General features: G+C 44.0%; 21 protein-coding genes. 8 read left to right on the top strand and 13 right to left on the bottom strand.

The annotated features are described in order from the left end of the window. Positions 1-264: 264 nt before the first annotated feature. Positions 265-1,983 carry a methyl-accepting chemotaxis protein gene (locus tag MKY85_RS09410; protein ID WP_342572446.1) on the top strand — a complete coding sequence of 573 codons (1,719 nt, stop codon included), beginning with the start codon at positions 265-267 and terminating at the stop codon, positions 1,981-1,983. Positions 1,984-2,136: 153 nt separating this feature from the next. On the opposite strand, the gene MKY85_RS09405 is transcribed toward MKY85_RS09410, so the two are convergent. The 3 genes from MKY85_RS09405 to MKY85_RS09395 all read right to left on the bottom strand — a co-directional run bounded on the left by MKY85_RS09405 (position 2,137) and on the right by MKY85_RS09395 (position 4,572). Then, positions 2,137-2,586, bottom strand: a complete 450-nt coding sequence (locus MKY85_RS09405) for a hypothetical protein (RefSeq protein ID WP_342572445.1) — start codon at positions 2,584-2,586, stop codon at positions 2,137-2,139. Between the two features lie 24 nt (positions 2,587-2,610). Continuing rightward, complete coding sequence (locus MKY85_RS09400; protein ID WP_342572444.1) at positions 2,611-3,510, bottom strand: hypothetical protein; 900 nt, start codon at positions 3,508-3,510, stop codon at positions 2,611-2,613. A 93-nt stretch (positions 3,511-3,603) separates the two neighbouring features. After that, positions 3,604-4,572, bottom strand: coding sequence for a Gfo/Idh/MocA family oxidoreductase (locus tag MKY85_RS09395; protein WP_342572443.1), 969 nt, complete (start codon positions 4,570-4,572; stop codon positions 3,604-3,606). A 412-nt stretch (positions 4,573-4,984) separates the two neighbouring features. On the opposite strand from MKY85_RS09395, the gene MKY85_RS09390 reads away from it, so the two are divergent. The 5 genes from MKY85_RS09390 (at position 4,985) to MKY85_RS09370 (ending at position 9,947) form a co-directional block, all read left to right on the top strand. Next, a complete protein-coding gene (locus tag MKY85_RS09390) occupies positions 4,985-6,616 on the top strand; it encodes a thiamine pyrophosphate-binding protein (protein ID WP_342572442.1) in 1,632 nt (543 codons plus the stop codon). A 12-nt stretch (positions 6,617-6,628) separates the two neighbouring features. Beyond that, on the top strand, positions 6,629-6,997 hold the full coding sequence (locus MKY85_RS09385; protein WP_342572441.1) for a carboxymuconolactone decarboxylase family protein: 369 nt from the start codon (positions 6,629-6,631) through the stop codon (positions 6,995-6,997). A gap of 187 nt (positions 6,998-7,184) precedes the next feature. Further along, complete coding sequence (locus MKY85_RS09380) at positions 7,185-7,535, top strand: hypothetical protein (protein ID WP_339240969.1); 351 nt, start codon at positions 7,185-7,187, stop codon at positions 7,533-7,535. 54 nt (positions 7,536-7,589) lie between these two features. Then, on the top strand, positions 7,590-8,582 hold the full coding sequence (locus tag MKY85_RS09375; RefSeq protein ID WP_339240968.1) for a 3-oxoacyl-[acyl-carrier-protein] synthase III C-terminal domain-containing protein: 993 nt from the start codon (positions 7,590-7,592) through the stop codon (positions 8,580-8,582). Positions 8,583-8,885: 303 nt separating this feature from the next. Next, entirely contained in the window at positions 8,886-9,947 is a 1,062-nt protein-coding gene (locus MKY85_RS09370; RefSeq protein ID WP_342572440.1) for a hypothetical protein, read from the top strand. A gap of 139 nt (positions 9,948-10,086) precedes the next feature. Here MKY85_RS09370 and MKY85_RS09365 read toward each other — a convergent pair whose 3' ends face one another. The 8 genes from MKY85_RS09365 to MKY85_RS09330 form a co-directional block, all read right to left on the bottom strand. Further along, on the bottom strand, positions 10,087-10,395 hold the full coding sequence (locus MKY85_RS09365; RefSeq protein WP_342572439.1) for a hypothetical protein: 309 nt from the start codon (positions 10,393-10,395) through the stop codon (positions 10,087-10,089). A 194-nt stretch (positions 10,396-10,589) separates the two neighbouring features. After that, positions 10,590-11,159 carry a manganese catalase family protein gene (locus MKY85_RS09360; protein WP_278295975.1) on the bottom strand — a complete coding sequence of 190 codons (570 nt, stop codon included), beginning with the start codon at positions 11,157-11,159 and terminating at the stop codon, positions 10,590-10,592. A 94-nt stretch (positions 11,160-11,253) separates the two neighbouring features. Further along, positions 11,254-11,529 carry a spore coat protein CotJB gene (locus tag MKY85_RS09355; RefSeq protein WP_091014607.1) on the bottom strand — a complete coding sequence of 92 codons (276 nt, stop codon included), beginning with the start codon at positions 11,527-11,529 and terminating at the stop codon, positions 11,254-11,256. Continuing rightward, a complete protein-coding gene (locus tag MKY85_RS09350) occupies positions 11,519-11,758 on the bottom strand; it encodes a spore coat associated protein CotJA (protein WP_091014608.1) in 240 nt (79 codons plus the stop codon). The genes MKY85_RS09355 and MKY85_RS09350 overlap by 11 nt, the downstream gene beginning before the upstream one ends. 167 nt (positions 11,759-11,925) lie before the next feature. Then, the gene (locus MKY85_RS09345) at positions 11,926-13,281 is read right to left on the bottom strand and encodes a hemolysin family protein (protein ID WP_342572438.1); all 1,356 of its coding nucleotides are present in this window, start codon (positions 13,279-13,281) and stop codon (positions 11,926-11,928) included. 46 nt (positions 13,282-13,327) lie between these two features. Continuing rightward, positions 13,328-14,464 carry a radical SAM/CxCxxxxC motif protein YfkAB gene (yfkAB, locus tag MKY85_RS09340; protein ID WP_342572437.1) on the bottom strand — a complete coding sequence of 379 codons (1,137 nt, stop codon included), beginning with the start codon at positions 14,462-14,464 and terminating at the stop codon, positions 13,328-13,330. A 220-nt stretch (positions 14,465-14,684) separates the two neighbouring features. Further along, positions 14,685-15,806 (bottom strand): HD-GYP domain-containing protein, encoded by a 1,122-nt coding sequence (locus MKY85_RS09335; RefSeq protein ID WP_339260103.1) that lies wholly within the window; start codon positions 15,804-15,806, stop codon positions 14,685-14,687. A gap of 72 nt (positions 15,807-15,878) precedes the next feature. Beyond that, positions 15,879-17,309 carry a 5'-nucleotidase C-terminal domain-containing protein gene (locus tag MKY85_RS09330; RefSeq protein WP_342572436.1) on the bottom strand — a complete coding sequence of 477 codons (1,431 nt, stop codon included), beginning with the start codon at positions 17,307-17,309 and terminating at the stop codon, positions 15,879-15,881. 120 nt (positions 17,310-17,429) lie between these two features. On the opposite strand from MKY85_RS09330, the gene MKY85_RS09325 reads away from it, so the two are divergent. Then, the gene (locus MKY85_RS09325; protein ID WP_342572435.1) at positions 17,430-18,173 is read left to right on the top strand and encodes a molybdenum cofactor biosynthesis protein MoaE; all 744 of its coding nucleotides are present in this window, start codon (positions 17,430-17,432) and stop codon (positions 18,171-18,173) included. A gap of 125 nt (positions 18,174-18,298) precedes the next feature. Next, the gene (locus MKY85_RS09320; RefSeq protein ID WP_339240956.1) at positions 18,299-19,348 is read left to right on the top strand and encodes an HD-GYP domain-containing protein; all 1,050 of its coding nucleotides are present in this window, start codon (positions 18,299-18,301) and stop codon (positions 19,346-19,348) included. A gap of 136 nt (positions 19,349-19,484) precedes the next feature. On the opposite strand, the gene MKY85_RS09315 is transcribed toward MKY85_RS09320, so the two are convergent. Together MKY85_RS09315 and MKY85_RS09310 are read right to left on the bottom strand one after the other, a co-directional pair. Continuing rightward, positions 19,485-19,625: a hypothetical protein gene (locus tag MKY85_RS09315; protein ID WP_017689533.1), complete on the bottom strand. Its 141-nt coding sequence runs from the start codon at positions 19,623-19,625 to the stop codon at positions 19,485-19,487. Positions 19,626-19,791: 166 nt separating this feature from the next. After that, positions 19,792-20,502 (bottom strand): M23 family metallopeptidase, encoded by a 711-nt coding sequence (locus tag MKY85_RS09310; protein ID WP_342572434.1) that lies wholly within the window; start codon positions 20,500-20,502, stop codon positions 19,792-19,794. Positions 20,503-20,808 lie beyond the last annotated feature (306 nt).

Genomic DNA, 20,808 nt, shown 5'->3' with positions numbered 1-20,808 from the left:
ATATGTAATTGGAATCGTTCCCTTCCCATGATAAACATAACGTTTGCACGTGTAAACCAACGATTGTAAAACATCGTCACCCTCAAACCTTATACACAAATAACCAAACCTTATATTACAGTTAAACAAACTATATACAAAAGAACTTTCTTTACGTATAATACTAAAAAATAGTGCTTTAGACACCTAATCTAAAGACCCATAATCATCACATTTCCAGTTTTTTCGACAACTACATATACCCCATAGAGAGGAATAACAAACATGAAAAAGCGTAAGACCTTCAAGATTTTTTATAAGATTGGATTAGGATATTTACTCGTGCTTGCTGTACTGGCTGGTTGCATCCTGCTGATTCAGAACAGCACAAGTCAGCTTCAACGGGAACTGGATTTTCTGGTCGATCACGATATGAGAGTACACGCCCTGACCTATGAGCTCGAAAGAAACATGGTGGATATGGAAACAGGTCAACGTGGTTACATCATCACCGGGCAGGACAATTACCTCGATCCCTACGTGCAAGGAAAAGGTGAGCTCATTACACTCCGAGACGAACTTGCTGCTTTGATTTCGGACAATCCGGATCAACTTGCACTTTTGGAAGACATACATACCAATATGGAGAACTGGGTCCAAGTCGCTGGAGAACCCGTGATTGCCCTTCGCCAAGCCAATAATACGCAAGCCATTCGAGATTTCTTCGCAGATGATCCAGGTAAAAGAGACATGGACCAGATTCGCACTGCCCTCGATACGTTTCGAACCAATGAACATACGTTAACCGAAAACCGTACAGAAGCGCTGAAGCAAAAAAATGCACTCCTGAACCTGGAACTATATGGGGCACTTGTCATTGTGGCCATCATCTCGTTCATCACTGCATTGGTCCTCTCACGCGCCATTGTTAAGAACATCCGTACGGTGAAGCAGGCATTGAATGACATCGGTTCTTCCAATGGTGACCTCACACTGAGAATCGCTACGCCAATGAAAGACGAAACTCGTGAACTTGCAGAGGCAGCTAATACAATGCTCGCTGGTTTGCAGCAAATGATGTTGGATGTTCAGAGCAATGCCATGATTCTGAGTACAGCTTCGGATCGATTGGATAAAGGGGTTGCCGATAGCCATCTTGCTGGAAAAGAGGTTGCCACTGCGATGGAACGTGTCGCGGAAGGGGCTGATGAACAGGTTGCTCTTACGCAAACCATGGTAGCCGCGATGCAGCAATCCCTCACCGGGCTTAATCGTGTCGCCTCCTCGGCAAGTGACGTTGCAGAACGTGCTGTGCGTACCGAATCCATTGCCATGGATGGGCAACAGCGCATTGATAATGCAGTAGGCAAAATGAGTTCCATTGAACAATCCTTCCTCTCTGTACAGGAAGCCATTAATGAAATTTCGATGATGTCTGATCAGGTGATCAACATTGCAGACTCCATGTCGGGTATTGCGAGACAAACGAATCTGCTTGCACTTAACGCCGGAATTGAAGCAGCCCGTGCTGGGGAGAATGGACGTGGCTTCGCTGTCGTTGCCTCGGAAATCCGTAATCTTGCAGATCAAAGTGCAACATCCGCGAAAGAGATTACAAGTATATTGGAAACCGTGGTAGCAGGTGTTCAAAGTACGGCTCAGGTCGTTGATGAGAGTACTCTACATGTGAATGAAGGGTTGCGAACCATTGAGGATGCAGGTAATGCCTTTTCAACGATTACTCAGCATATTCATAACCTCAGTGGTGAAGTTCTGGAGGTATCTGCGGTTGTCGAGGAGTTAACTTCCGGAAGTGAGGACGTAATGAAGTCCATTAATGAAGTATCGGCCGTTGTGGAAGACACGGCTTCAGCCACGGAAGAAGTATCTGCAATGACGGAGGAACAACTTGCTTCTCTGCAGGAGATGTCTGACACGTCCAAGCAGTTGAATGAAATGTCTGATGCACTTGATCAGCTGGTTAAGCGATTCAAGCTTGCGTAAGCTCTTCTAGTAAGGTTAAGTCGAAAGAAAAGATGATTTCTGTATTTACAGAAATCATCTTTTCCATTCTATCTCAGATGTACATAGAAACACCCTCAGAGTGAACGTTACTCAACTCTAAGGGTGTATTTGTACGAGACTACTGGTTATTTTTTATTTTTGCAGAACAAGAAAATCATTAAGCTTGTTATTCGTGCCTGTATCTGCCGGCTTCGTAATCCACTCCGCCAACAATGCCTGTAAAGTTTCTACCTCTGACACAGTCAACTTATGTTGGTAGCGTGGGTAATCTCTAAAAAATCGTTCAAGATTCATAGAAACATTACTTATTAATGGCTGCTCATGGTAATAAGTTGTTCCTGTAGCTACTGCATTTAATTTGGAAGCTGCCGCTTGATACTGGTAGATCTCCTCCTCCAAACCCCGTTCAGCATTTTTTCGCAATTGATCCTGAATATTCTCCGCATACGTTGTGAAAGATTGATTCATTTTGTCCTGAAGTCGATCATACTGAGTGTTCGAATTCCAGAGCATATAGGCTACAGCCAAATTTGAGAGAATGAGTAGGATGATGATATAGAAAGGCCATTTTTTTGCCCCCATCTGCTTCACTCCCTTGAAAGTATATTATTTATATTGTAGTTGAGCGAAACTATCCACTTCTGAAAACTTATCTTGTTGATTTAAAGACAAAGAACCTCCTATTGGAATAGAGACACTAGGCGAAATTGAGAAAACTTTCTCTTGGTGCCTATAGTATCCTAAAGTATCATAAAATGAGTTTAAGGTCCATTTACCACTTTCCCTAGGTTTTACAGTAAAACTAAGATACCCTCTTTCATCCCTGTAATTCATTGCAGGTGAAAACAAATTAAACTGAGCAGTGACGCCGCCAGGATGGTAACGTAATGTTGCATTATTCTCTGTATACTCACGCCAATCCATATTCAGTGGATTATAAGTATCGGTTTTATGAACGAAACTAGCTGTATTATTTAGAGGTGCTACATTGTTACTAAGGCCAATGGCCAAAATATCCTCTTTATTGTAATAAGCATTTTTAAGCCATTGGAATCTAACCGAAACCTGACCATTAGTATTGTAATAAGTCATATTTGTTTCAAGTCTTAGCCACGATGTTGTTGTAGTTTTACTGTCCCCAACACTCTGTATTGAAATTTCATTTTGCATTTCTTTAGCTATTTCATTTAAAGCTTCTTCTCTAGTCACTTTGGTGACTACTGTATTAGTATTGTCCTCGCTAAAAGACCTCATCATTTGATTATCTTCATTTATCAGGTGTACTAGTTTAAAATATTCGTCTTTATTAGATTTCATTCTTGGTTCCTTTGCCAGAAGTTTTTCCAAATCATTGTCAGTTAAATCACTAGCAAATTCAGTTGAAATCCCGTAACTTTGCACAATATGTTTTTCCTTTTCACTCCGATTGTCTTGATCTGCAAAAATCTGAGTGGGGGCACATAAAAATAAACATAAAGATATTATTAGTTTTTTACCTTTTACCATAATATACCTCCTTTGTAGTATATCTTGATTACCACAAACGAAGAAAAATTAAACATTTGAATTAGACTTAATTCCAAATAATATTAAATTTTGTCACTTTATTTCCGTGTTCCGTAACGCCTCAAGTACCAACTGCGCCTGATACCCATCGTTAAAATCATATATCTTGGCTGGTTGTCCTTGTATACGGGCAATGACATGTTTAAGTACAGGCAATTCACTCGCGGATTCAAGCACTTCCACTGGAGAAAGTGGCTGGCCCACTATGCCCGTCTTCAAATCTTCCCAATTTTCCAAGGCAATCGTGCCCTTCGTACCATACACCACCATGGATACTCGTTCTTCTCCCGCAAATTGAGACATGCCGTTTAGCTGAATTCGAGTCCCGTCTTCCAGTTCCAGTGCAGCCTGCACTTCAAGTTCACATTCTCCATTCTCAGGATATTGAACCTGAGTACTCACTACCCGGATGGCTCCGAACACCTTTTGAATCATATGAATCCAGTGAATCCCCACTTCAAGAATAAATCCACCCTGTTCCCGGCTCGTAATCCATGCATTCTGTTGCCATGATCGTGGCCACTGCGGGAATTGCAGAATGAGATCTATTTTGCGAATCGCCCCTACCGTACGCTGCTCGATCATCTCTTGCAACTTCAGCACGGAAGGTTCATGCGGCATTGAGAAATGGATGGCATGAATAACGCCCGCCTGCTCCGCTGCATCTAACATCACTTTGGCTTCTTCCACACTATTGGCAAGCGGTTTCTCACAGAACACATGAATTTTTCGCTCCAGTGCTTCCATGACAACCGGATAATGAAATTTCGGTGGAACTGCAATATACAACAGGTCAATCTGATGTTCATTTATCAATTGCTTGTAATCCGTATACGTTCGAACCTCGGGATGAGAAGCTGCAAAAGACGCCAGACCTTCCTCATTCGCATCACATACCGCAACAATTTCAATCGTGGTATCCATCTTCGTATTCTCGATTAGATGAACCATATGTAATCCCATTTTACCCAGACCAATCAGAGCCATCTTGATGACTGCCATTTTATCCCCTCCAAATTCCTTTCCAGTATAGCAGAAAGCAAAGAATTGCGAATGCGATGCGTTGATACGAAAAAGAAATAAAACGCTAGCTTACAAGTCGCTGGTTGTACCTGAAATTCATCATGGTTAGTCACCTTTTTACATTATTTGTAACTATACATAGATTGGGTAATTCGTTGCAGGGATATATAACCAGTTAATTTTACTTTATCCAGCAACACTTAAAGCGTTACCAACTTAAGAATCAGGAATTTAGACTCATAAAAACAAGTTGACAAAAAACCACAAAAAAAGATACTCTTCCTAATAACAATGAATATTTCCTCTTACAACCTTAGACATTGACTTGCATTCAACAAATGGAATATGCGTATGGTTCTATTAACCTATTTCATGAAGCGAGGTGTCCCGCGTGAGAACAGTTGCGGACTATTTGGCAGAAACTCTGCGTAATCTAGGCGTTACTCATGTCTTTGGTATTATTGGTAAGTCCATCTGTCCTGCTGTCCTGAAGATGGTGGATTACGGATTAGAATTCATTCCAGGCCGTCATGAATCCAGCTCAGGTTTTGCCGCATCCGGTTATGCATTACAGACGGGTAAACTCGGGGTTGCCTTTGCCACATCCGGTCCAGGCGGAACCAATCTGATTACTGCTGCAGCCCATGCAAAGGCCAACAATTTGCCCGTACTGTTTATTACGGGTCATCAATCCATTCAGGAACTGGGACTCCCCCAGTGTCAGGACTCCTCTTCCTATTTAGCTGATCTGGCCGAGATGTTCAAACCTGCTACACTTTTCAGCAAACTGGTTGAGCGTGGTGATCACTTCGGCACACTGCTGAATCATGCCCTTTCCATTGCACTCGGCCCTAATAAAGGCCCTGTTCATCTCTGCCTTCCTTTTGACGTACAGACCGAGCTGTTACCTCAATGCCGGATTGTCATTCCCGAACCGGAACCTCTGCTTAGTGTATCTAATCTGAATCGTATTCTTCCTCTCATTCAACAATCTGACCGTCCCTTAATTATTGCTGGTAAAGGTGTAAATCGCGCCAGAGCCCATGATGAATTGCTTCATCTGGCAGAATCGTTCAACATTCCCGTTATTACTACTCCTGGTGGAAAAGGAGCGATTGCGTGGGACCATCCCCTGTACCATGGACCTTGTGGTGTCGGTGGTTTCCCACATGCAGACGACATGCTGAACCAAAGTGACCTTTATATCGTACTTGGTTCACGTCTGAGTGACATGACCATCTGCAATCTGAAGCCTGATAACCACCCGGCACACCTCTTACAATTTGACGCTGATCCTACATTTGTAGGCAAGATTCTGAGCGCTCAAACCTTACATATCACCGGTGATTTGAAGGACAATCTGCAATATTTACTGGGTACACTAGAAGACCTCCCTACTCCTGTGAGAACTACGCCACCCATGGATTACACTATCCCTTTACCAGACCTCCCCCAACTGTCTCTGGCTTCTGTGCTGGACGGGATGAGCGATCTGCTGCCGTACGATCATACACTGTTTGTCGATGATGGCAGCCATGGATTTCATGCGGTCCAGCGATATAAAGTCAAGAAACCAGGCAGCTTTGTGTTTGACGCATACTTTGCATGCATGGGTAACGCCATTGGTATGGCGATAGGCGCAAAGGCCGCCTCCCCTGAAGAGACTATCGTATGTATCACCGGAGATGGATGTTTCATGATGCTGGGGACGGAGATCAATACCGCGGTATGCAACAATCTGAATGTCATTTTCATTGTTGTTAATAACAAACAACTGGACATGGCACTCAAAGGAATGGAAAAAACAACGGGCAGAATTGATGGCACAGTATATGAAGTTCCTATGGATGCAGCCAAATTTGCCGAATCTCTAGGTGCGGTTGCGTTTCGAGCAGAGACCCTTGCTGAGTTCTCATCTGCATTAAACACAGCCCAGACGTTGAATCGTGTAACTGTTATAGAACTTTTGACCGATCGGGATGAAATTCCACCCACGGCTCACCGCACCGTAACTTTGAATTAGGAGGAGCATATCATGAGTGAACATGTGGCTCAGGGACTCGACCGTTTTGCTAAACTTTCTGGGGAGTACGGTGCAAAAGCCCTTGCCCCCATCAAAGAACATTTTCCCGAGTTGTCTGAATTTATTATGGGGACGGCATACGGAGATATTTTTCAGCGCACCACGATTACGGATCAATGGAAGGAAGTTGCTATTATCTCTTCATTGATTACCCAAGGGCAGTATGAGCAATTGGGAGTACACTACACGATGGCTCTTAGTGTGGGAATGACGGTAGATCAGATCAAAGGAATATTGCTACATCTGGCACCATGTGTGGGGGCCCCGCGCATTATTAGCGCATTTAATATTTTGCTTGCTACCTTGGACGAAATACAGTAATTCACTTTTCTACATTTTTATACATGATTCGACTTTTTTATTGATCTTTTTACATTCCTACCTTTATAATATGGTTAAATTATCCTTCAAATCAGCTCTCATCTTAGAAGCTTTCAGCAGGGTCCAATTGGAGCTGTATATCCATTGGCAGGATAGCCTTAACTCATTTAAAGGAGAGAGATCAAGCATGGGAAATTTCATTCTTAAGACTGACGTTCCGAACAAGGTGTTAAACATTGAACTGGAGGGTTCTTTCTCTCAAGAAGACGGTTTGCGTTCCATCTCGGCCTATCAGGATACGATCGCTCCTATTAACACCAAGGAGTTCGACCTGAACATCGATTGCAAAAAGTTGAATGTTACTGCTCCGGAGATTGTTCCTCTTTTGGAAGGCTGCCTTCAAATGTTCAAAAAAGATGGATATAAAAAAGTCGTGTTGACCCTCGAGAACAACGCGATTCTAAAAATGCAATTGTCCCGACTTGGTCGGTCTGTTGGCCTGGACAATCTCGAAATCATATCTACCGTTACCACTTAATAAACCAGGCGGACAAGCTGTGAATTCACCCTTCCGCTCAAGAGGAGAATGAAGATGGCCGGAATTCGTATTGTAGATATCGATATCTATCACCCAACAACCAAGGTGCACAATGACTTTTATATTGAACATTTTGATGCAAGAGGTGTAGATATTCGTGGATTGTTAAAGGCACTTGGTCGTGATACACGTTATAAAATTGACAACGATGACGAAAATTCGCTAAGCATGGCCTTCGAGGCAGCCAGTAATCTACTGGAAAAAACCGGACTAACCGGTGCAGATATTGATCTGATTGCTTATGCAAGCCAAACGCCAGAATACATCTTTCCTACGAATTCCCTGATGATTCATCGCCTGATTAACGGAGCTTCTCACACGATCTGTATCGACAGTAACGCGAACTGTGCAGGCATGACTGCTGCTTTCGAACAGGTTAGCCGGCAGATGCTGGGCAATCCTCGGATTCGCCGGGCTTTAATCATTGGCTCGGATTACGTAGCTCCTCACGCCAGTCCCGATGATCCCGTGTACTTTGCCAATTTCGGTGATGCAGCAGCAGCGGTAATTATAGAGCGGGATGAACATGCTGTCGGTTTCATTGATTCCATCTATCAGACGGATACCTGTGTGTATGGCAATTCTCTTTTTCCTGCAGAGGGCTTGGCGAAGCTGGGCAAAACAGGTGTAGATGCGGGTGCCTTTCATGTGAAATTTATCCCTTTTGATGATTCCATCTGTGTGGATGCCGCTTCAGAGTCCATTCGTACCTTGCTGGCACGCAACGAGATTGGACCTGACGAGATCAGAGCCGCCTGCTTCTCCCAGCTATCCATTAGCAACATTCGCGCTGTATCCGAGAACGTTGGCATCGGTGATGATATTGCTGTCTATATCGGAGATGAGTTCGGATATACATCAACCAGCAGTCCGTTCATTGCATTGCATCGAGCGGTTACAACCGGGCAGATTCAGCGTGGTGACAAAGTGTTGTTCTGGACCGTTGGAGCCGGGTGGCAAAATGTTGCCATGGTGGTTGAATACTAGGTATACACTTCAAAATTTAATAAAACCATCTCTGGTACCACTACTAGAGATGGTTTTTTTGTTTCTCCATTTTCTTACCTATAACGTTCATTTGAGATTTATTACCTTTTACTGTGAAAATAGTCACTTACATATTATTACATAAAAACTATCATATAGAAGTAATTAAAATCCATAAAAGGAGATGTTTATGTTCAAGCACGATCTATATCTACCATTATCCTGAGTTGCTGCATTAAACATAGTCAAAATTCATTGGTAATTATTCTACACACATTCCATTTGAGAGAGGGAGTTTTGAGTTTGAAGTTAAGAAAATCGCTAACTTCATTATTATCCTTAGCTTTGTTATTAACTCCATTCAATCTTGTATTCGCAGATGGTAATATGGACACGATCACCATGAACAACGAGCTTAAAAAAAGGATCGAAGTCAACATCGATTCAGCAATCACAGGAAATGAGCGAGAAGTGATTGCTGACGTGATGGCCCGGCTCGACGAAGAAGATCGAGAAAATGTCATCTATGTCGCAGAAGATGGTGCTATTTACTCTAACAAGATGGAACTCAAAGAAACGACAGAAGTATATGATCTGGTTGAGAACAATGTCTATCAAAGTGCATCCGGAAAAGAACTTGTTGGTCCCGGAGTGTCCACGAATGATTTTTCAGCATCTGCTATTAAAGATGATACCCAAATTTCGCCCGCTGCCGAAGTACCTAATCCAAGCGGAGGTTCCGGTCCTTATCGAAGAGTTTTCTCAAATAATGGATACAACTGGTTAAGTACTTATGTTACCATCCCAGGTGCCCCATACGTAAAAGGAAATGTTTCAACGGATGTTCCTTATGTATATCTGGGAGGTTGGGGATCTAACGGAAATGGGATCGATGCAGGTTTACAATACAGCACAGCCTTTGATAATTGGTCCCCCACGACGCTAGCAAATGGAGCGATGGTTCCCAGTACTACTCGCTATCGTTCAAATCAAGACATTTATATGAAATTTTATGTGACCAATCCCAATGAATGTACGTTGGCAGTATCAGGAATCACAACGACTGGCGAACAATTGACAACAACGATTGTAAGAAGCGGGGTAAGTGGCTGGGATAAAAGCGGTATAGGGATGAGAGTAAAACGAATGACCACTATCGGTCAAAAACCCGAGAACATGAACACAGGTTCATCGATTAAAAATGTGCGCTGGCATGATATCACTGTAGGCTACTATTCTGGTAGCAATCTGATATATAGCAGTTGGGGCAGTGGACAAACCGGAGGATATCACTCTGTGCCATCCGATAAAGTAAGTGTCAATTATGTAAGCCCTGGTGAAGAAACCGTCAGCATACAACTGTAGTATCTATTAAACTGAAAAAGATGCTCTAAATGAAAGTAGCAGTTCCAAGATTATTCAATCTTGAGAACTGCTACTTTTAAAATTTTATAAAAGCGTTGTTATAAGAACCTGTGAACTATGTTTAATCTACCATTTCTGATTATCTGTAAACGGTCCCTTCGAATCTTGCAGCAACAATTCCATCCACCGTATGATAACTAACCAACACCAAGGTGCCTACATAACCGTCTGGCGTTTTATAGTCCGTAAGATATTTTGGTACTCCAAAACCTACAGGATAATAATGCACTACAGAAAAAGTTTTACTTTCAAGCATAGGAGATACTACGTCTGATACACTTGTACTGGTAATCGGTTGAACATTTGCCGCAGACACGCCTCCACTTGAAATGGAAGTGGTCAAAATAAAGGAACATGCAGTCAACATAAGAACTTTAGTAAGTCTCAAAATGATCATCTCCTTAATAGAATTTTTAACTACAATTTCATTGTATAATATGCGATTGTATTTTACAACAATATTTGTAAATTATATTATTATATGTAATTTAACCTTAAAAATTATTTATTTAATTTTATTATCTTTTCATACAAAAAAGCAGCCCTACTGGACTGCCAGACTTCTGCCTCGATATTAAATATTCAGAAAATTTTCTTTGTGTCCCGATCGTCTTTCAAAATCTCCACGGCTTCCCGGAACCTTAACGAATGCACGATCTCCCGTTCCCGCAGAAACTTCAGACTATCCTGTAGATCTACGTCATCGGTCAGATCGATTAACCATTGATATGTAGCCCGGGCTTTCTCTTCTGCTGCAATATCCTCATACAAATCCGCGATCGGATCTCCCTTCGAAGCAATGTATGCTGCAGTAAAAGGTACACCTGAGGAATTCGTGTAAAATAAAGCAGAATCACGCTGAGCATAATTAGGTGCAAGTCCCGCTTCTTCCAGTTGCTCCACTGACGCGTCCTTTGTTAACTTGTAGATCATGGTGGCAATCATCTCAAGGTGAGCAAATTCCTCTGTGCCTATGTCGTTCAGCAGCCCGATTATTTTGTCCGGAATGGTATACCGCTGGTTCAAGTACCGCAGAGCTGCTGCCAGCTCACCGTCCGCTCCTCCATATTGTTCAGCCAGCAATTTTGCCATATGAGGATCACATTTGCTAACCCGAACAGGATACTGCAATTTTTTCTCATACACCCACATGCAGAGCCCTCCTTTTTGAATAAAATCGAAATTGCTGGCATGTTCCCCGAGTCCCCGGCTTTACAACTTTGCACGGAAACCCGAGGGGATTATTTCACACCTGCCATGGCCACGGTGTCTGAGACCACTCCCAAGGATATTTGGAGAATGCATGACCAAAGTTCATCAGCGGTCCATACAATTGTTGAAATTCATGTGCAACTCTCATGCGCTCCTGACTGAATTTGTTGTACTGTTCAATACTCTGAAAATCACCCGGATGGGTGTCCAGATACAGATTCAGCTCAACTAATACAAAGTCCAGTGCCTGGAGCTCCTCTAACAGCTCGTAGTACCTTGCATCACAGGCTTTGGGTACTTCAGGCTCCATCCGACTCCACCTTCCTCCCTTTCGATCTCGCTGGTGTATAAGGGCTGTATAATGCAGGCCACAACGTTCCGATTCTTAAGGCTTCTGCCGGGCTGTACTGAGGCCAGCCCATAGGTTGAAATGGAATGAATAATTGCGGAGGAACCAGATACGTTCGAATCTTTACGGGTGGACAAGGATCAAACGGTCCCACAAATGGGACATAGGCTCGAAGCTGTGGATCTTTCACAGAATAACTCTCCTTTCTGCATGTTTATATGCACTCAACGTACCTTTAAAACAATTGCTTCCGTCTCTATATCCATATGTTTCAGGTCGGCAAGTTAATCCCCTTTTAACTGACACATCAAAAAAACCTCTGAAAGTCCACCATAAGGCGTTCCTTCAGAGGTCAATTTAGTGTGTTGACTGATCTTCTTCCGTATTCATGTCTTGTGGGACAGATTGCTTATACACTCGAACCCGGGTGATTCGTAAGCGAGAGGCTTCTTCCACTTCAAAAACGTACCCATTAAGCTCCTGCATTTTCCCCTTGGCCGGACTGCCTCCGAGCTCTTTAAACAGCCATCCACCAATCGTATCTACTTCCTCATCCTCAATGATGGCCCCAGTCCACTTATGAACTTCTTCAATAAGGGATCGACCATCAATGGAGAATGAATCGCCGGTGCGTTCCATATGCGGACGCTCATCCTCAAACTCGTCATACAAGTCTCCAACGATCTCTTCCAGAATCTCTTCCGCGGTCAGCAATCCAGCTGTGCCCCCATACTCATCCACGACCAGGGTCATCTGAGAATGTTTCTTCTGCATCATCCGCAATACCTGGCTAATCTCCATGGATTCGGGAACGTTCAAGATGGGACGGACAAGCGAAGCCAGATCACGTTGCTGCTCCGGGTCAGCCAGCAGCAGGTCTGTGATATGGATAAACCCTATAATCTCATCCTTGTCTTCTACTGCCACAGGATACCGGGAATGTTTGGTTGCATTAATAATCTCCAGATTTTCCTCCAAAGACATGTGGGTATACAAACAATCCATATCCGTACGAGGCAGCATGACTTCACGTGCCAGCATATCGGAGAAGTCAAAGATGTTATCCATCAGTTTGATCTCATCCTTATCAATGACCCCACTTTTGGCACTCTGCTTCATCAGTATACGAAGCTCATCTTCTGAGTGTGCTTCTCCTTCACTGGCAGGTTCGATACCTGCCAGACGCAGCAATGCATTGGCCGATACATTCAGTACCCAGATGAACGGAAAGAAAATTTTGTAGAACAACAGCAAAGGTGCAGATAAGAACAATGCCACACCGTCTGTTTTTTGAATCGCAAGTGATTTAGGGGCGAGCTCACCCAGAACAATATGCAGAAATGTAATGATACAAAAACCAATAATGACCGACACGGTCGAAATAAGTCCTGCATCTCCTACACCAAGTTTAAACATGAGTGGCTCAACGAGCAATTCCGAAATGGCCGGTTCTCCCAGCCACCCAAGTCCGAGCGATGTCAGCGTAATCCCGAACTGAGTCGCCGATAGATAGGAATCCAGTTTACTATTCACCTTTAATGCGTAACCAGCCATACGGTTTCCTTCACTCTGTAATTGAGTTAAGCGTGTCTGCCTTACTTTCACAAGCGAAAATTCTGCTGCAACAAATACGCCATTCAAAAATACGAGCAAAAAGACACAGACCAGATTAAATACTAGCTGCCCAAGATGAAACTCGGTATGAATATCCAAGTTGAAACTCCCCTTTTCTATCTATTTCAGGAATACACCTGGAATATCAACGTGTGATGGCTTTTCTGGATTTGAAATCCACACCTTTGTAATACATATCCGCTACGAGCAGGTTTGGCCCGCAACAGGATGCGATATCACAATGGCAGTTAACCGTCTGATTGAGCGGATGTTCCGCTGACCACTCATGGAACACCTCATCCAGCTTACGATCACGAATGTTGCCAAACGCCGGGATATCCGCAAAATCCGTCACATACACATTGCCTGTAAACATGTTGACGTTCACACGGTTGCGTCCGTCCGGATCGTTACGTACCGTCACATTTGGCTCGCTGTACAGTCGGTTAATCAATTCCCGATCCTGCTCAGCTGCACTGCATGCGAAGAATGGCAATGTCCCGAAGAGCATCCACATATCCTTGTCACGCACATCAAGCAAACGATGAATCGCCGCTCTCATATGATCCAGTGATAACACGGGCAGCGACGAAGCAAAGTTCGAGTTATACATCGGATGCACTTCATGGCGAACGCAGCCCATCTCACGAATCAATTGATGAATACCATCCAGCTTGTCATGCGTACGGAAGTTAATCATTGACTCCGCAGAGATAAACATGCCTGCTTCACTCAGTTTGCGGGAATTCTCAATCATTTTCTCATACATCTTCACCGCTACTTCACGTTTTACAGGTCTGCCACTATTTGCAAATCCGACTTGATGGAAATCGTCAGCATTCAGGTAGTTGAATGAGATATGCATGACGTCCAGATACGGTAAAAGCTGCTCATACCGGCTGATATCCAATGTCAAATTCGAATTAATCTGGGAACGAATTCCACGTCCCTTGGCATATTTGAGCAGTGGGATGATCATTTCATCCACTGTTTTCTGGCTAAAGCTTGGCTCGCCACCCGTCAGACTAATCGTCTGCAGATGCTCCACTTCATCCAATCGTTTCAGCATCAGAGGAAGCGGTAGAGCCGGTGCTTCGCGCATCGTAAGCATATCTCCCACAGCACAATGCTCACACCTCATATTACACAGATGTGTCACAGTCATTTCTACACTGGTCAGCACATGGCGTCCATATGTACGCAGAGAGCCGATCGGATCCCACGGATCATTGGTCGGCGATAAAGGCATCGGTTGTACCGATCCTGAGTTTAGCATGGTCATTGTTCTTCACCTTATTCCTTTTATTAACCTAAAAAGTTTTATTTACATCATACCTTGTGTTTCTCTTTTTGGAGTTATCTTTTATCATAGCACAATTTTGAATGCTCCGGCATACGTAGACCCTGTCCATTACATGACAAAAAACGCTCAGGCAACTCTGGACCGAATCACGAAACGGCCCCGATATTACGACATGAGCGCTAATCATCTTTCTAGTTGTTCAGCTTTGCACCTGTTCACTTTGGGCCGCAGATGGTGTATCCTCCACACCCTCTACACCTGTGATCATCACAGACAGAGCTGTCAGCAGGTTAATTTCATAAGGCGAAGATAAAGTCTGCCCGTCCGCATCTTTTAGAACACGGATCAGCGGACGTTGGGGAACACGTGAATGAATGGATGCAACTACCCCAACCTCTCCCGTACTGAGCTTAACTGAAAGACCTACTGGGTATATGGCTACACAATCCCTGAACTTCTCCAGCATCCGTTGTTCGTACAGGGTCCCTGAACCAGTGTACAGAACCTCGACAGCCTGATGCGGCAATAAGGCTTGCTTGTACACCCGATTCGTCGTCATGGCATCATAGGAATCAGCAAGCGCAATCCACTTGGCATATTCGTGAATTTCTTTGTCTTTCAACCCAAATGGATATCCGCTACCATCAATTCGTTCATGGTGCTGCAATGCACAATGCGCAGATAGAAGCGGTATGCCTGGTTCATCTTTGAGAATACGGTGTCCATATGTAGTGTGCTGCTGAATGATTTTAAATTCCTCGTCACTCAATCTGGAGGGTTTGTGCAGGATCTCAGGTGCAATCTGTGTCTTGCCAATATCATGCAACAAGGCGCCCAGACCAATCTCCATTAATTGCTGGCGTGTGTAACCCGAAGCGACACCAAGAACCAACGTGTACACACATACATTCAGAGAATGGTTATACAGGTCAAAATCACTGGAATTCATGTCCATCAGCATAATCATGGCTTCCTTCTGACTGCCGATGTCTTCCAGAATGGCATTCATCACACCACTAAGCGCTTTACCGAAATGAGGAATCTGATTTTTGGTTTTTAGTCCTGACATACTCTGAAATTGCTGCTTGATCTCTACCAATGCCTTCCTCTTGGTCTCTTCCTGCAACATATCAGGAACGATGATATCCTCAGTCGCAGCATCTTTGATATACACGTAACCAACCCCGAGATCTTTGAGCCGCCCAATCAATCGACTGGTTAGCTCTACATCCTCACTAAGTAATACCAGGCCTTCTTCACTATAAATTCGTTTCCCCAGCTTCATGCCAGGCTGCAATAGGTTTATATGTACTAAACGCACAGCCTATCCTCTCCCGCTCCGTAGATGTAATTACCACTAGCCGCCGCTTCAGCAGAAGGCAAGTCCTTTAATTTAGCTTTGATGCCAGCGGGCTCGCAGGCTGTCGTCCAGAGCCCCTGGTCGTTTAATTTCCGTTTCCAGCAGATCGCGTATGAATTCGGGAAGATGATAGAGCGTACGGGTTCCATGAGCCAGAGGAGGATACCCGACATTGAACGTAAACATGTCCAGTGTTCCAACGATATACTCACACTGTTCGTCCATAGGCTCCCCATTAATGGATATGGTCTGGATCTTCTCATAGGCAGGCGCATGCGGATTGTATTGAACTTCCATTCCATCCATACATAACGTACCTAGAATTTGACCACGAAAACCAAAGCCGACAATAGGCTTACCTGAAAATTCGTCCAGCAAGGACTGTTCAAGTGCTTCACGAATATGACTTCCACTCAAGCATATTGTACAAGCATTTATAGGAGATGGACATAGGGAATGCAACATTCCTTTTGTAATATTACCTTGTGGAAGATCTCCGAGAAGCTGACCTGCATTCACCAACGATAGCTGTGCCCCCGTGAAATGACGAACAGCTTGTGCAAGCAATGTTGCTAGCGGCGATTCCCGGTCATACGCGATGGGCAGTACCCGGTCTGTTATCACTGCCGTCTGATTAAGTGCCCTTTCGGCTTCCGCACGATCCGTAGCGATTGCCAGCGCGACCTGATCATCCAGTAATATACTCTTGGCAGCCATACAACCGCTACTTACCAGTTGAAGAGGTTCTCCCCCGCTTGTTCGTTCCAGAACCACTTTCCCAAGCCATTGTCCAAATTTCCCAGCTGCGCCCAGCACGGTCTGGCCTATGACTAATGGTTCTTCTAGAACATGATGGGTATGTCCACCGAGAATAACATCAATTCCAGTGATCTGCTCCGCCAGTCTCCGATCTGTGGAAAGTCCCAGATGTGAAAGAATAACCACCACATCCACTTCATCACGTAACGAATCTACTTGAGCACTTAGTGACTCCAGAGGGTCCAGAACATCCCACCCAAGAAGTTCGTAAAACGTGGTGAAAGGCGCAGTTGCCCCCAGCAGACCAATGCGAAATGGACCTTTCTCCACAATCAGAGAAGGTTTCATCCAGACTGGCGGAAGGCCAGTATCTTGCTCCACAACATTGCCGCATACCACAGGACACAGAAGGCCAGCATAGGACTGCGCGAGCTGATCTGCCGTAAACGTGAGTCCTTCGTTGTTACCAATTGTAATGGCATCGTAGCCCGTCAGGTTAATAACATCAACATTAGCCGTACCCAGTGTTCCCTCTGTTTCAACGGCCATCCGGTCCATATGATCACCGATATCCAATACAAGAAGGTTGCCACCTTGGTCCCGTTCCTCATTGATCATAGCGGCGATGGTGCTCATGGAGCCAAAGTGGCTATGAATGTCATTGGTGTGTAGAATCGTTAACGTTTGCTTCTCCCTGGTGCTCATCACACCGCCTCCCCTGCTCTTGAATAAACGTTCATTCTTCTAATGGATAAGCATAACATTTTCCACGTCGTTATGATATATTTAAAGGGTTTAAAGACCAAAAAGAGGTGGACCATATCCATGAAATTGACAATTCAACTATTTGCAGGCATTGCTGAACGCTTAAATACATCCCTTCTGGAGTTTGAATATATTGAAGGCATTCCAACCGCTGCCGAGATAAAAGAAAAACTGAGTCTGGCTTACCCTGAGGCAGCTTCTCAGATAAGGTCATCCTTTTTGGCCGTTAACCAACAGTACGCTCCTGCCGATACTATAATTAGATCAGAAGACGAACTTGCCTTAATACCTCCAGTCTCGGGAGGCGATGGTACGGATATATCCAATGAGCATCAATCTACTTTTCCTGAGCATCGGACGAAAGATGGCTTATTCCTGATTACAGAGTCCACCTTGTCTGTAGAAGCAACAACGGCGCTAGTGATTACCCCGAATCACGGGGCAGCTCTTACTTTTGTAGGTACGACTCGTGAAATGACTGGTGAACAGCGCACCGTCCATCTGGAGTATGAGGCCTATGTGCCAATGGCCCTTTCTCAGATGGCGGCTATTGGTGTGGAAATCTCCGATCGATGGCCTGGTGTGTTGTGTGCAATCAGTCACCGCATTGGCAAAGTGGATGTGGCAGAGATTAGTGTAGTCATTGCCGTATCCTCACCTCATCGCAACGATTGCTATGATGCAAGCCGCTACGCCATAGAGAGACTCAAACAGACCGTTCCGATCTGGAAAAAGGAAATCTGGGACGATGGATCAGAATGGAAGGGTCATCAATTAGGACCATGGAACCCCATGGAGAACTAAACAATGAGCCTTTACACCTTTTTAGACAGAGTGGGTTAATAGTAAATAAGTCGTTGTCAACCCATTTTTTTCTTGTTATTATAATGATATATGTCGATATTAGTCGAGGAAAAGGTGGTTTATACGTGAGAGTGCATGTTACTGATCTCAAACCTGGCGACCTGTTAAAAAATGATGTATACAACAGTTCGGGTCTCCACATCCTGATGAAAGGTTCCACCCTCAGTGAAGATGACCTGTCCAAGCTGCTGCAACATGGAATCGATTACGCAGATGTAGAACATACAACATCCGACCTACACTCTGATGCACAAACCTTACCTTCCGATCAAACCCGTCTGTTAACTAATCTGTTTAACGATACGATCAAAGGTACTGAGTCTCTATTTCAACAAGCGATGGAGAAGGGTTTTATTGATGAGACACAAGTCGATGAGATTTTGATTACCCTAACGGGACAGTTGGAAAAGCAGAAAGATGTTGTCTCCTTGTTGCTTATGCTGGACGGGGATAGCGATTATACGTATAACCATTCATTGCAAGTCGGAATGCTCGCTTTTTATATCGCCGGCTGGATGGGTTATAACCCCGAGGAATGTCTAACGGTAGCCAAAGCAGGATATCTTCATGATATTGGCAAGTCCAAGATTCCTTCTGAAATGTTACATAAACCTGGTAAATTGACCACGGAAGAATTTGACGAAATGAAGAAACACACATTCTATGGGTACGATATCATTAAAGAATCCACGCAGGATGAAATTCTGGCAACGGTTGCTCTTCAGCATCATGAGCGCGAGGATGGAAGTGGTTATCCCCATGGACTGCGAGGGGACGAGATCCACCCATATTCCCGTATAACGGCTGTAGCGGACGTTTACAGCGCCATGACGACCAATCGGGTGTATCAAACCAAACAGGAACTAATCTCTGTTCTGTGTGAACTGTACAGTCTCAGTTTCGGTCAGTTAAATGGTGAAGCCACGCAGGAACTGATCAAGCACATGTTGCCTAATTTTATCGGTAAACGGGTTCTGCTCTCCACGGGTCAGACGGGACTAATTGTGATGAATAATCCTGCAGATTACTTCCGCCCACTCGTTCAGACCTCTACTGCCTTTATTGATTTAGCGAAAGAAAGAGATATTGCTATCGTTGAGATCTATGTACAGTAACTGTTCATTGTACAAACATGCATACGAAGAACCAAAAAGTAGCTTAGATAGGCATAGCAAACTTAATAAGTTAATTATGACCAAAGGGAAGCCTTAATCGGCTTCCCTTTGTGTATTTCTATTCGATCATATTGGATTACACGCAGAATGCTTTTGTGATGATAACCAACAGAATGAACAGTACCAGGATTGCACCCGTGTTAGTGAACATATTGTATCCACCAACGCCACCTACTCCGCCTACGTTGCCTCCACAGCCATATCCTACTTCGCTCATGTGATTGCCTCCTCTTCATCAGGTATACCCTAACATATGACGTTTATCGACCTAATGAACCGGGCGAAGTGGCAACATTCCACAATTGGTTGTCTGCCTGGTTCTGCCCCGAGGATTCGAACTATTCATAAAAATAAATCCTGTCGTTCCGAATGATCTATATATTCTAATCCGAATGAACCTGGATGCCTTTTTCCTTACGGTGCATGATAACAAGTAATCTCCAAAAATCATAACTGCCTTTGTCGTTCATAATAAACGGACGATAATAATCATACGCTTGTTGCGCCCATGTAGGACAATCCATATTGGAAAGTTGCTTTTGTTGCTGAATCCAATCCCCTTGAATCTCCAGTGTCTTCTGCATGTCTTCAAATATTCTCTTCTGCTCAGCGGTCATCGGCGGAGCCTCCTGTTCCTGAGTCGCAGTTCCGTATTCGGCCGCCAGATATGCAGCCGGTTCCGTCACACCATCTTCACTGGCTGTATACCCGTAAGAGGGTGCACTTGTTTTACGAATCTCATAATGTACATGCGGACCAGTACTCTGACCCGTGCTTCCCTGATTACCGATCAGCTGGCCTCGTTTCACCAACTGTCCAACTGTTACGGCAATGCGAGAAAGGTGACCATAACAATGCAAGTAGCCTCGATGATCTTGAAGGGCAACTGTAAGCCCATAACCGCCGAATCCGGAGCCTGTAACTCCTTCGGAAGCAAAACGTACCCTGCCTTCCATAAAGGCATAGACAGGGCCATTCCACGGCTCTGTTACGAGATCAATTCCGCGGTGAAATGTTTGTCCACCATGAATGGGATGAATGCGATAGCCGAATGAACTTGTAATCCGATATCCCTCGAAAGGGTTAACGCTCATACACTCACATCCTTTTCTATCATTACATGCTTAAATCTATGAAATGGCTTGTGCTATTGGTCTTATTTTATTACAAATAAGCATTGCTCAGACTAGGGTTAAGCATAGCAGTATGCTTTTTTAGTCAAATTCTTTTCCCTTATATTTCGTTCTATACTAGAATCTGATCATTAATATGTACAATAAATGAACAGAACAGTATAAAAAAAAGACCGAGGAATTCACCTCGATCTTTTTTAGTATTACATGATTTAAGTTAGGTCGGATTCAGGACGAGAACGTCCCGATCTGCTGAATAATCCTTTT

Source organism: Paenibacillus sp. FSL R5-0749 (genome assembly GCF_038595085.1).
Classification (GTDB): Bacteria; Bacillota; Bacilli; order Paenibacillales; family Paenibacillaceae; genus Paenibacillus.
Note: the sequence above shows the minus strand (reverse complement) of the source record. Positions and strands in the feature narration are given on the sequence as shown.

Excerpts from the sequence above, each read along its gene's own strand:
- MKY85_RS09380 (WP_339240969.1), top strand. The coding sequence starts at position 7,185 with ATGGGAAATTTCATTCTTAAGACTGACGTTCCGAACAAGGTGTTAAAC.
- MKY85_RS09315 (WP_017689533.1), bottom strand. The coding sequence starts at position 19,625 with ATGAGCGAAGTAGGATATGGCTGTGGAGGCAACGTAGGCGGAGTAGGT.
- MKY85_RS09400 (WP_342572444.1), bottom strand. The coding sequence starts at position 3,510 with ATGGTAAAAGGTAAAAAACTAATAATATCTTTATGTTTATTTTTATGT.
- MKY85_RS09325 (WP_342572435.1), top strand. The coding sequence starts at position 17,430 with ATGAAATTGACAATTCAACTATTTGCAGGCATTGCTGAACGCTTAAAT.
- MKY85_RS09410 (WP_342572446.1), top strand. The coding sequence starts at position 265 with ATGAAAAAGCGTAAGACCTTCAAGATTTTTTATAAGATTGGATTAGGA.
- MKY85_RS09395 (WP_342572443.1), bottom strand. The coding sequence starts at position 4,572 with ATGGCAGTCATCAAGATGGCTCTGATTGGTCTGGGTAAAATGGGATTA.
- MKY85_RS09375 (WP_339240968.1), top strand. The coding sequence starts at position 7,590 with ATGGCCGGAATTCGTATTGTAGATATCGATATCTATCACCCAACAACC.
- MKY85_RS09405 (WP_342572445.1), bottom strand. The coding sequence starts at position 2,586 with ATGGGGGCAAAAAAATGGCCTTTCTATATCATCATCCTACTCATTCTC.
- MKY85_RS09385 (WP_342572441.1), top strand. The coding sequence starts at position 6,629 with ATGAGTGAACATGTGGCTCAGGGACTCGACCGTTTTGCTAAACTTTCT.
- MKY85_RS09330 (WP_342572436.1), bottom strand. The coding sequence starts at position 17,309 with ATGAGCACCAGGGAGAAGCAAACGTTAACGATTCTACACACCAATGAC.
- MKY85_RS09360 (WP_278295975.1), bottom strand. The coding sequence starts at position 11,159 with ATGTGGGTGTATGAGAAAAAATTGCAGTATCCTGTTCGGGTTAGCAAA.
- MKY85_RS09355 (WP_091014607.1), bottom strand. The coding sequence starts at position 11,529 with ATGGAGCCTGAAGTACCCAAAGCCTGTGATGCAAGGTACTACGAGCTG.
- MKY85_RS09310 (WP_342572434.1), bottom strand. The coding sequence starts at position 20,502 with ATGAGCGTTAACCCTTTCGAGGGATATCGGATTACAAGTTCATTCGGC.
- yfkAB (WP_342572437.1), bottom strand. The coding sequence starts at position 14,464 with ATGACCATGCTAAACTCAGGATCGGTACAACCGATGCCTTTATCGCCG.